This window comes from Desulfuromonas sp. TF (assembly GCF_000472285.1).
Taxonomy (GTDB): Bacteria; Desulfobacterota; Desulfuromonadia; order Desulfuromonadales; family ATBO01; genus ATBO01.
Window position 1 is genome coordinate 71977 of sequence record NZ_KI421412.1, and the last position, 10516, is coordinate 82492.

Genomic DNA, 10516 nt, shown 5'->3' on the forward strand with positions numbered 1-10516 from the left:
CCTCCGCGCCAAGAGCCTGAAGCATCCGCTGCACCTGCCTTCGGCTGCAGCTGCAGCGGAAAAAGAGGTCCGTCTCCCCCTGGATGGTGAAGGGGATGCCGTCGAATATTCGCTCCAGGATATGCACCGGCCCCAACCCCTCCCGCAGCAGGGTGGTCGTGGGAGGAAGGGCGAGCAGGCGCTCCTCCATTAGGGACAGAGTGGTCTCATCGGCGCCGGGCATGGCCTGGACCACGAATCCCCCCGCCGCCGATATGCTGCCGTCCGGCTCCAGATACGCTCCCAGTGCCACCGTCGAGGGGGTCTGCTCCGAGGTGGTAAAATAGTAAGCCAGGTCCTCTGCCACGGTGCTCCGATAAAGCTGCACCATCCCCCGGTAGGGCTCTTTCAGGCCCAGATCCTTGATGACGTGGAGAAATCCCGCCTTGCCGATGGCCCCGGCGACGTCGAATTCCCCGTCCCGCAGCGGCAGCCCGGAGACGGGGTTTTTGACCGAGCCCCGTACATGACCGGCGGCATCGGTCTCGGCATGCAGCTTCTGGAGGGGCCCGTTCCCCTCGATCATGACGGCCAGGCGCTGCTCCCCCTTGAGCAGGCTTCCCATCAGGGCGGCTCCGGTTACCAGGCGCCCCAGGGCGACGGCTGCCGTGGGATCGGCGCCCTGGAGGCGGCAGATCTCCGCCACAAGGGTGGTGGTGACTGCAGAGGAGGCACGCAGGGAACCGTCCCGGGAGAGAATGCGGATCATATGGTCCTTCATTTAAGCTCCTTCGACAGGCCGCAGCTCGCTTGTCCTGTCATGAAAATACAGTTATTATTTACCACTGGCATCAAAGCGCCGCGGTTGCTGTATGCTATCGAAAATCCCCCCAATCTGACAAGAACCATTGCACAGGAGGAAAAATGAAAATCATTCTGCCGGTGGCGGGTAAAGGAACCCGTTTGCGGCCTCATACCCACACCAAAGCAAAATCCCTGGTCCACGTGGCGGGGAAGACCGTCCTTGAACATATCATCAGCCGGCTGATTGCGATGCAGGCAGAGGAAGTCATCTTCATCACCGACGATAACGGCCAGCAGATCGAGGATTTTATGACGGCCAAGTTTCCCGACCTTCCCTGTACCTACGTGGTACAGAAGGAACGGCTCGGTCCGGCGCACGCCGTCTTCCTGGCCGCTCCGAGCATCCAGGAGGGGGACGACGTGCTGGTGGTCTTCAACGACACCATCTTCGTCACCGACCTGGAGCGCATCCCTCAGCTGTGCGCCGACTGTGACGGCCTCATCTATTCCAAAGAGGTGGAGGACTACCAGCGCTTCGGGGTCAACGTGGTGCGCGGGGGGTACATCGTCGACATGGTGGAGAAGCCCGACTCTCCGGTCTCGCGGCTGGCTCAGGTCGGCCTTTACTATCTCAAGGACGGCCGCGGCTTCATGAACTACCTGGACCAGACCATCATCGCCGGCGAGACGGTGAAGGGGGAATACTTTCTCCCTTCGGTCTTCATGCGCATGATCCGGGAAGGCAAGAAGTTTCGAGCCCCGGAAATCGACGCCTGGCTCGATTGCGGCAAGCCCGAAACCCTTCTGGACACCAATCGCTACCTGCTGAGGGGGCGGCATTACGTCCACGGAGAGGTGCTCAATTCGGTGCTCATCGAGCCGGTTCATATCAGCGAGGGCGCCGTCATCCGCGGCTCCATTATCGGTCCCCACGTCTCTGTGGCGCCCGGCTGCGTCATCGAGGAGAGCATCGTCAAGGACTCGATCATCAACGCCAATACCCAGGTCCGCGACATGATCATGCATTCTTCCATCCTCGGCGACTCGGTGCAGCTCATCGGCTCGCCACGGCACATGAACATCGGAGACCATTCCCTCATCGAAATGGAAGGCTGATTTTCGAGGATCTCAACTTCCGGACCTCAAGGACACGGTAGCAGTATATGACACAAATAGAATGGCTCCTTCCTTATCTCATCCCTCCCTTTCTGGGGGCGTTCATCGGCTATATCACCAACTATATCGCCATCCGCATGCTCTTCCGCCCCCTGAGACCATGGCGGATGCTCGGAGTGCGCCTCCCCCTTACTCCGGGGATCATTCCCGCCAAACGCTTCGAGCTGGCCGAAAAGATGGGCGATATGGTCGGCAGCCATTTGCTGACCTCCGAGGATGTCGGCCGGGCATTGGAGCGGGATGGGTTTCGACGGGAACTGCAAGGAGTGCTGGCGGAGAAGCTCGGGGCTTTTCTTGATCGTGATTTGGGAGCGGTCGATACGCTGGTTCCGGCCGCTTACCGGGATCGATTCCAAAACTTTGTCGACTGGTTGCGCTGGAGGGGTGTCAGAATTATTTTCGACACCCTCGAAAGCCCAGGTTTCGAAGAGACTCTGCATCGATTTCTCCGGCACAGGGGGAGCGAACTCCTTGCCCGGGACCTGGAGAGCTTTCTCACACCCGAGCGCTATGAGTCGTTGCGTCTGCACCTCGATGACCGTCTCACCGCCCTTCTTCATTCGCAAGAGGTGGAAAAGGCCGTTGCCGCCTTCATCGACGGCAAGATGGAGGAGTTGGTTCAGTCGCAGCGTCCCATTCGTGAACTTCTGCCGGCGGACCTGGTGGAAATTCTCTTTGCACAGCTGGAAAAGGAAATCCCTCCGTTATTGGATAAATTCAGCGGACTTCTCTATGATCCCGTCTTCCGGGAAAAGCTGGCACAGAGGGCCAGGGCCGGGATCGACAAGTTCCTCGATTCCCTTCAGGGTTTCGCGGGCATACTTTCCGGCTTCCTCAACATCGATAAACTCAATTCCAGGCTGCCGGAATTCTTCGATCAGGCCAGCGAGGAGATATCAAAATACCTGAGGGAAGAAAGAACCCAGAAACAGGTCGCTGGAATCCTGAGGGAGAGAATCGAAGCTCTTCTGGACCGTTCGGTCAGCAGTTTTCTTGAGGGCGTTCCCTACGAAAAAATGGCCGAGGTGCGCCGGTTCGTCCGGAACCAATCCATCAAGGCGCTTCGCAGCCGCAAAGCGGCGGAGTATCTGCTGGCATCTTTCGAACAGGGCCTGGGGAAACTCAAGGATCGGCCCTTCGGGGTAATACTGAATGATGTGCTTACTCCGGACGGCGTGGAACGGGCGTTTGAAATGATGGAGGCTCGGATCCTGGCCGCGCTCCGTTCCAGCGAATCCCGTCAGTTTGTCGAACGGATGCTTGGCAATGTGGCAGAGGAGCGGCTGCTGCGCCGGCCGCTGGGAAAACTCTCGACACGTATTCCCGCCGACCTGGTCGAGGAAATTGAAACGGCTCTCTTCAGTCAATTTGCGGACTTGCTCAAGCGAGAAGTTCCTCCCCTGGTGGAAACTCTCAACGTCCGGCAGATGGTGACGGATAAAGTCAATTCTCTCGATATTCTCAAGGTGGAGGGACTGCTGCTCGGCATCATGCAGGAGCAGTTCAAATACATCAACCTGTTTGGCGCTCTGCTCGGCTTCTTCATCGGACTGCTCAACCTTGCTTTTTTCTTCCTGGTCTGATGGCGGAAAAACCAATGGAGAAAGATATGGCAATCACCCTGAAAATAGTTGAGAAAGCGGTGGCAAGGAAGGATTTCGACTTTTTGGCTGCCAAGTTGGCCGATAAGCTCCAGAAATTGGGCTGGAGCCGCGACGATATCGCCGCGCTGGCCGACAGGATCGCGGACCGTTTGCCCTGACGAACGATCCGTCCTGCCCCTCAAATCTCTTCCCTTTCAATCTCTGCTGTGATTTCCTGAAAGAGGGCGGCGCCATCGGCGCCGCCCTCTTTTTACGGGGGGGAGGAGAATGATTTTATATTCCTAAAATTCGAAGGCGAGCTGGGCGGTGACCGTGTGGGAACGCTCCTCGTCTCCTTCCCGCTGATCCCCCAGCAGGTACTCCAGGCCGACCACGGTGTTCTGGAAGAGTCCGTAGGAAACGACCGCCCCGTAGCGGTGCAGATCGTCCTGAAAATCCTTTGCCCCTTCCGCCTTTGCCGCCACCTCCCAGCGGTCGTTTGGCACCAGCGCCAGCTCCAAGTTCCAGGCGTTCGGTTGCTTTCCCGTCAGGTCCTCACCCGCAGCCACCACCGGGGCATCGAAGCTCCGGGTCGCCGTCACGTACTCCCCCTCCAGGGTGAAGGAGCCGAAGGCCGCGCTGAGGTAGACCGCCGCGCCGGGTACACTGGAGCGGTAAAGATCGGCGTCGGTCACCAGCCCGATGTCGCTCTCGGCCAGATCGCTGATGTAGGAGGCGCCCAGGGTGAGGCCCTCGAAGGGGGTTCCCTCCAGTGAAGCGACCCAGGAGTCGATGGTATCGTTGTCGCCGAAGGTATCGCTCTCCCCCGAGAAGACCCCGAGTTTGAGATCGGTCCGCTGGGCCACGACCCAACCGACGTATAAGGCTGTATTGTTGGTCTCACCGAGATCGAGGGTCAGCGGGTCACTGATGAAGTGGCTGTTGAACTTGCCGAAGGGCAGATACATCTTGCCGCCGGCGAGGCTGAAATCGCCCGGGCAAAAGCTGCTGGAGCAGCCGAGAGTGATCACCGCCTCATCAACCACCACCGACTGGTCCTCTCCCTCCTCGTGGAGCAGGATGATGTGGCCGGAAATGGAGTCATTGATCAACGCCTCGACGCCCAGCTGTGCGGTGGCCAGGGCAAGATCGCTAGACTCGTCGCCGCCTTCGGTCCTGGCATAGGCGGCCTCCAGCTCCAGCAGGCCGCTGAAGCGCAGTTTCTTCGAAAGCGCCTCTATCAGCAGCGGCTCCTCCGCCTTTTCCTTTTCCAGCGCCTCGATGCGCTTTCGCAGGTTTTCCAGATCACTTCGCTCCTCGGGATGCACGCCGAAGGCGGGGGCAGCCGAGACGAGCAGCCCGACCATAAGCAGGGCTGCTTTAGACAGAGTGGTCTTCTTTTTCATTGAGACACATCCTCCTAAGCCGTTTGTAATATCTTTGTAAAGATCAGCCGATCGAAATGAATTTGAAAGTTGACGTCAACTTAAATATCTGAACCGGTCGCAACTGTCAAGTGGAAAATGATTTTTATTCTCAAGTATGGGCCAAGCCAAATACCTGAGGGGTTTCGTAAATCGGTGCCTTGGGATAGAAGGTGCAAAACGCCGAGATTCAGCACATCGGAAACCATAAAGTTACCTCTCCGTGTGACATGAGCTGATCCTGCGGCTCCGCCTCTATCTATGGATTAGTGATGCTGGTTGCCTTGCAGACAATTGAAGCACTCCCTCAAGGTGCACAGGCCGCAAGAGTGAAACATGAAGACCGGGATATTGTTATTTTTAGCGGCAGCAATCGCCTCGTTTCTGGCATTATGCGAGACCTTGTTGGTGAAGATCACCACCGCATCCATGTGTCGAATGCTGGCAGCCATGCCGGCTTTCATTTTGCTGAAAATGGCCAACTTGATGCCGAATTTCTTGGCTTCGCTCAGATAATGTTTCTGCAGCCTGTCCATCCCACCAATCACAGCTACACACATGACAGCTCCTATGAGTCTTGAGATTACTTCTCCCCCATGTTCCAGGTTCCCCGAAAGCCTGAGCGCTGCCGAACACCAGCAGAACGGCACTTCGGACCTTATCCCTATCCGATTCTATTGAAATTGATAATTGTGTTCAATTATAGGAAGACAGCGGAGGGAGTCAAGAGGAAAATGAAGCATGTTCTCGATTTGTCAGGGAGGGGGTCTAAAGAAGGCAGCAGTGAGAACCACGACCCGATGGTGGAGAGCCGGACGCTATTCTCCTACCGGCGCAGCGGCTTGAGAGATCGCAGCCCGACGGCGACGGTACCCAGATTGTGCAGGGCGGCGGAAAAGACCGGAGGGGTGGCCCCGGTGACCGCCATGAGCATGGCCGCCGAGTTGACGGCGATGATCTGGTGGAAATTCTCGCGGATGAGACCCATCCCCTCCTTTGAGATCCGGCGGGCCGCCAGGATGTCCGCCAGGGTCCCTTCCATCAGCAGGACGTCGCAGGCCTCCTGGGCGATGTCCGCCCCGTGCTTCATGGAGATCCCGACGTCGGCGTGGGAAAGTGCGGGGGAATCGTTGATGCCGTCCCCGACCATGGCCACCGTGTAACCTTCGGCCTTGAGCTGCCGGATGATCTCCACTTTGCGCTCCGGGAAAGCCTCGGAGTGGTACTCGTCGATGCCGAGTTCTTCTGCAATGGTGCGGGCCGTCGCCTCGTTGTCGCCGGTGAGCATGATGATTCTTTCGATCCCCTCCCTGCGCAGCGCCTCGATGAAGGAGTGGGCCTCGGTGCGCACCGGGTCATGGATGGCGATGAGCCCGGCAAGCTCGCCGCCGATGCCAACGTAGAGGATCGAATGTCCCTTGCAGGCGAAGGTTTCGATCTCCTTCTCGGCCGCGGCCATATCCACCCCTCCGTGCTCGTGAACGAAGTGACGGCTGCCGACCAGGATGCGCCGGCCGTGGAGGCGGGAGACGATACCGTGAGCGAGTATGTACTCTACCTCTGCGTGCTCCTCGGGATGATGCAGCCCGAGAGCGGCCGCCTCCCTGACCACCGCGGTCGCGACCGGGTGAGGGAAGTGCTCTTCGACGCAGGCCGCCTGCTGCAGCAGGTAGTCCCGATCGAAGCCGCCGAAGGCGTGGACCCCTGCCACCCTCGGGGTCGCCTCGGTGAGGGTGCCGGTCTTGTCGAGAATGAAGGCGTCGGCCCGGGCGAGCTGCTCCAGGTACTTCCCCCCCTTGATCAGAACCCGGTGCTGCGCGGCGCGGGCAAGAGAGGCGAGGATGGCGACCGGGGTGGAGAGCTTGATGGCGCAGGAGTAATCGACCAGCAGCACCCCGGCGGCCCGGGCCGGGTTTCCTGTCAGGGCGAAGGTCAGGCCGCTGAGCCAAAAGGAATACGGGACGATGCGGTCCGCCAGCGCCTCGCTCTGGCTCTGCGTCTGGGCCTTGAGCGCCTCCCCTTCCTCGATGATTCTGACCATCTGGGCGGCCCGGGTCTGGGCGCCGACCTTTTTCGCCTGAATCCTCAGGCTTCCCTCCTCAAGGACCGTACCGGCATAAACCGAGCTGCCCCGGCGCTTGCCCGCCGCCAGGCTCTCGCCGGTCAGGCTGGCCTGGTTGACCAGCGCCTCCCCCTCCAGGACGGTACCGTCGACGGGGATCAGGCTCCCCATTCGAACCACCACGGTTTCCCCCTCGTGGATCTCTTCGAGATTGACTCTCTCTTCAATACCGTCGCGCACAACCCAGGCCCACTCCTCTTCGACATGGAACATTTCGGTGAGGAGCTTGCGGGAGCGTCTACGCGTCCACTCCTCCAGGTAGTCGCCGAGCTTGAGCAGAAAGGTGATGATCGAAGCGGTGAGAAAGTCGCGCGTGGCCATGGCGGCGCCGACGGCCGAGGCGTCCAGAACGTCGACGTTGACCTGACCGCGACCCAGGGCGGAGGCGCCCTTTCTGAGGACGGGGAGGGCGCCGGCAATGGCGAGAAACGGGCGCACCGGCGGCGGGATCAGCGGCCGCAGCACCAGCAAGGTGCCGGAGCGGACGACAGTCTTTTTCTTTCGGTCGAGTTCGGAAGGGGAACGGCGGCGGCGCGCCTGCGGCTGGGGAGCCGCCTCAAGACGGATCAGCAGCGCCACCCGGGTGGCGGCGCTGCCGTCATAGTGGATCAGCAGGTTGCGGGTATGGGGATTGAACGAGGACTTGCGGACTCCGGCGTGATCATGCAGGTGAGCCTCGACCTGGGACGGGTCGACGGGTGGCCGGAGAGGCAGTTCCAGGTTCAGCCGCAGCCGGCCGGGCAGCTCGTGCAGGATTCGGAATTGCACTATTTTCTCTTACGAGGAGCCGCTTTTTTCTGCGCCGGACTGGACGCCTCTTTTCCTTGGCCGACCTGCTCCAGCATCTGCTCAAGCCGGTCAAGACGGGTTTCCACGTTCTGCTTCTCGCGGATACGGGAAATCAGGAAGGAGCCGCCCAGAGTGGCCCCGGCTCCGAGCAGGACGCTGAGGCCTGAACGCAGGTATCTCTTGCCCTTGTGCATCGCCCTCATGACTGACCCTCCTTTTTCTCCTCCGGCTTGATCTTGGCCAGCCGCTGCTCGACGAGTTTCTCGATCTTCTCCAGCAACTCCTTCTCCCGCTTGATGGCATCGGCCCCGGCTTGCAGGTCGCGCTGATATTCGTAGACCGCCTCGGCGACGATATCCTCAACATCCTCCTTGGCCTTCTCGAACTTGCCGGCCGCCCATTCCTTGAAAGCGTAGCCCTCCTTGACCACGCCGACGGCGGCGGGCCGCACCTTGCCGGTGATCTTGTCGAAGCTGAGAGCGGCCAGGGCGCCTAGGGCGCCGCCCCCCATCAGCCAGAGGCTCCGCTTGCCGATATGGAGGCCTCCCATGTAACCTTCTCTACTCTCGTGCCCGCCTGGACGACGGCCTTCATCTTCCTTCTTCTCCTCATCGGACATGATTCGCCCTCCTTGCTCAATTTGCCGTAATTACTGCTTAATTCGGAAATGCTACCAGTCATTAAGTGAAAGTCAAGGCGTGTAGCAAAACACAAATCAGCGCCTCAGGACCGAAACTGCGGGCACCAGAAGAGCCAGGGGACCTGGGAGGACGGCATGGGCGACCAAGTCGAAGAACAGGTGGCGGGCCACTTGGCCTGAGACCGCGCCTGCGGGGCTGGACACCCGGGCGTGAACGGCAGGGGCCTTCTCCCCGGCCGGCGCAGGGGCGGACAGCAGGGATTCGATCTGTCCGGCCAGCCGGACACTGTCAACGATCTGCTCGTCGAAACGGACCAGGATGCGTCCTGTACGAAAACTGGCGACAACCTCGACCACCCCCGCGCAGTTGTGAATCCGGTTCTCCAGGGCCGAGCAGATCTCCCGCCTGTTCCTGATCGCCTCACATTCCAGCCTCAGGCGGCCGGGCAAAACACTTACAGGGGCCATGAGATGTTGCCTCCTCAGACTAGCAGAGAGCGCCGTTTGTCAAACAGATGAATGGCAAGTACGCCGAGAAAAACCACCCCGACAACGATATGGAGCATTTTTGCGCCAAGGGCCGCGCCGGCCATGCTGACCAGCAGGGCTGCCAGCATGCCGAGGTTGACCGCCTGGCGCCGGATCCGTGGAAAAAGCTCCGAACGCCGGCTCGGGGGGCCGATTCGACGATCGTGCGAACGCCTCTCCGTGGGAGATCTCTCAGTCAGGCTCGCCGGAACAGACCTTTCAGGCAGGAGATACCGATTCAGGAGATCCGTAATCTTGCGAAGCGTCGTCTGCGCCTGCTGATAGATAATGAGCAGGCTTCCTGCCCGCGGGTTGGCCGAAACCTCCCGGACTCCCGGAGCCGCCAGCAAGACACGGCGCACTGCGTCGGCCGCCGCGGCATTCCGCAGCAGTTCGTCCCGCACCCTGAGTCGCCCGTCAATGCAGCTTGCGATCACCATCCATTTTCCTCCTGCGATAGGCACCATTCTGAATTATAAATACTTTCTCCTCCGCCGCCTGTCAAGAGAAAAATGACTATCGTTTTCATTTTCGTCCTACTAGCGCGCCTCACGCGGAGAGATGACATGGCTTGAGCAGAGTTGCCCTTTCCCTTTACCTGTTATACTATTGTGCGACGGTTTAAGGCAAATTCAATGGTGTGTTTCTGCCGTTGAGAAGGTCTTAACCTGAATAAATCATTACGCCAATTAAAAACATGAGGCAAATAAATGTCCCTGAAGAGTCTTCAGCAAAGCACTCCCCTGGCCGGGCTGACGGAACTCCCTCCCCTGGGGATGGATGCCCACAGCCTGGTCGATGACTTCCGCCGCTACTATACTTATTACCTGGGACGGGACCGCCACTGCCGATCGGCCCATTACGCCTACGACGCCCTGGCGCTGATCCTGCGGGACCGGCTCATGGAACGATGGAAAAACACCCGCTATGCCTATGAAGGGGCTGACTGCAAGCAGGCCTACTACATGTCTCTCGAATTTCTCATGGGGCGCGCCCTGGGCAACGCCATCATTAATCTGGGCCTCGACGAGACGATCCCCCTGTCCCTGCAGTGCCTCGGCATGGAGTTCGAAGAGCTCTCCGAAGTCGAGCCGGACGCCGGTTTGGGCAACGGCGGCCTGGGACGGCTGGCGGCCTGTTTCCTCGACAGCTGCGCCACCCTGCAGCTGCCGGTCACCGGCTATGGTATCCGCTATGAATTCGGCATGTTCCGGCAGGAGATCGCCGACGGACGCCAGGTCGAGGAACCGGACCACTGGCTGAGAAACGGCAACCCCTGGGAAGTCGAGCGTCCCGAATATACCCAGCGCATCCGCTTCGAGGGCCGCACCGAATTCAACCGAGAAGGAGGCAAGCTGCGGGCACGCTGGGTCGACACCCACGACGTTCTCGCCGTTCCCTATGACTATCCCGTTCCGGGATACCGCAACGGGACGGTGAACACCCTGCGCCTGTGGCGGGGCGCCGCCCC

Annotated in this window: 12 protein-coding genes; 4 read left to right on the forward strand and 8 right to left on the reverse strand. The window is 59.9% G+C overall.

The window, feature by feature from the left end; translation table 11 throughout:
* Positions 1–760 (reverse strand): Hsp33 family molecular chaperone HslO (locus DTF_RS21075; RefSeq protein ID WP_035055059.1); only part of this gene is annotated, 760 nt, incomplete at its 3' end.
* Positions 761–903: 143 nt separating this feature from the next.
* On the opposite strand from DTF_RS21075, the gene DTF_RS0100335 reads away from it, so the two are divergent.
* From DTF_RS0100335 to DTF_RS26350, 3 genes are read left to right on the forward strand one after another with little or no spacing between them, the layout of a single operon-like run.
* Entirely contained in the window at positions 904–1899 is a 996-nt protein-coding gene (locus DTF_RS0100335; RefSeq protein ID WP_027713716.1) for a sugar phosphate nucleotidyltransferase, read from the forward strand.
* Between the two features lie 47 nt (positions 1900–1946).
* Positions 1947–3542 carry a DUF445 family protein gene (locus DTF_RS0100340; RefSeq protein ID WP_027713717.1) on the forward strand — a complete coding sequence of 532 codons (1596 nt, stop codon included), beginning with the start codon at positions 1947–1949 and terminating at the stop codon, positions 3540–3542.
* 26 nt (positions 3543–3568) lie between these two features.
* Positions 3569–3721 (forward strand): hypothetical protein, encoded by a 153-nt coding sequence (locus DTF_RS26350; protein WP_155890627.1) that lies wholly within the window; start codon positions 3569–3571, stop codon positions 3719–3721.
* Positions 3722–3844: 123 nt separating this feature from the next.
* On the opposite strand, the gene DTF_RS0100350 is transcribed toward DTF_RS26350, so the two are convergent.
* The 7 genes from DTF_RS0100350 to DTF_RS24940 all read right to left on the reverse strand — a co-directional run bounded on the left by DTF_RS0100350 (position 3845) and on the right by DTF_RS24940 (position 9485).
* Positions 3845–4948, reverse strand: a complete 1104-nt coding sequence (locus tag DTF_RS0100350; RefSeq protein ID WP_027713718.1) for an LbtU family siderophore porin — start codon at positions 4946–4948, stop codon at positions 3845–3847.
* Positions 4949–5232: 284 nt separating this feature from the next.
* Entirely contained in the window at positions 5233–5526 is a 294-nt protein-coding gene (locus DTF_RS0100355; protein WP_027713719.1) for a DUF2325 domain-containing protein, read from the reverse strand.
* A 266-nt stretch (positions 5527–5792) separates the two neighbouring features.
* On the reverse strand, positions 5793–7856 hold the full coding sequence (locus tag DTF_RS0100360; protein ID WP_027713720.1) for a heavy metal translocating P-type ATPase: 2064 nt from the start codon (positions 7854–7856) through the stop codon (positions 5793–5795).
* Positions 7856–8080 carry a hypothetical protein gene (locus DTF_RS0100365; protein ID WP_027713721.1) on the reverse strand — a complete coding sequence of 75 codons (225 nt, stop codon included), beginning with the start codon at positions 8078–8080 and terminating at the stop codon, positions 7856–7858. The genes DTF_RS0100360 and DTF_RS0100365 overlap by 1 nt, the downstream gene beginning before the upstream one ends.
* A complete protein-coding gene (locus tag DTF_RS21080) occupies positions 8077–8496 on the reverse strand; it encodes a hypothetical protein (protein WP_035055062.1) in 420 nt (139 codons plus the stop codon). Before DTF_RS21080 ends, DTF_RS0100365 begins: the two co-directional genes overlap by 4 nt.
* A gap of 96 nt (positions 8497–8592) precedes the next feature.
* Entirely contained in the window at positions 8593–8985 is a 393-nt protein-coding gene (locus DTF_RS0100375; RefSeq protein ID WP_027713722.1) for an HMA2 domain-containing protein, read from the reverse strand.
* Positions 8986–8999: 14 nt separating this feature from the next.
* Complete coding sequence (locus tag DTF_RS24940) at positions 9000–9485, reverse strand: hypothetical protein (protein ID WP_051360589.1); 486 nt, start codon at positions 9483–9485, stop codon at positions 9000–9002.
* Positions 9486–9755: 270 nt separating this feature from the next.
* Here DTF_RS24940 and DTF_RS21090 point away from each other — a divergent pair.
* Positions 9756–10516: glycogen/starch/alpha-glucan phosphorylase (locus DTF_RS21090; protein ID WP_035055064.1), on the forward strand; the 761-nt coding region annotated here is incomplete at its 3' end.

Bases quoted from the DNA above. Each gene is read 5' to 3' on its own strand.
- DTF_RS0100375 (WP_027713722.1), bottom strand. From the start codon at position 8,985: ATGGCCCCTGTAAGTGTTTTGCCCGGCCGCCTGAGGCTGGAATGTGAG.
- DTF_RS0100335 (WP_027713716.1), top strand. From the start codon at position 904: ATGAAAATCATTCTGCCGGTGGCGGGTAAAGGAACCCGTTTGCGGCCT.
- DTF_RS21080 (WP_035055062.1), bottom strand. From the start codon at position 8,496: ATGTCCGATGAGGAGAAGAAGGAAGATGAAGGCCGTCGTCCAGGCGGG.
- DTF_RS26350 (WP_155890627.1), top strand. From the start codon at position 3,569: ATGGCAATCACCCTGAAAATAGTTGAGAAAGCGGTGGCAAGGAAGGAT.
- DTF_RS0100340 (WP_027713717.1), top strand. From the start codon at position 1,947: ATGACACAAATAGAATGGCTCCTTCCTTATCTCATCCCTCCCTTTCTG.
- DTF_RS0100365 (WP_027713721.1), bottom strand. From the start codon at position 8,080: ATGAGGGCGATGCACAAGGGCAAGAGATACCTGCGTTCAGGCCTCAGC.
- DTF_RS0100355 (WP_027713719.1), bottom strand. From the start codon at position 5,526: ATGTGTGTAGCTGTGATTGGTGGGATGGACAGGCTGCAGAAACATTAT.
- DTF_RS24940 (WP_051360589.1), bottom strand. From the start codon at position 9,485: ATGGTGATCGCAAGCTGCATTGACGGGCGACTCAGGGTGCGGGACGAA.
- DTF_RS0100350 (WP_027713718.1), bottom strand. From the start codon at position 4,948: ATGAAAAAGAAGACCACTCTGTCTAAAGCAGCCCTGCTTATGGTCGGG.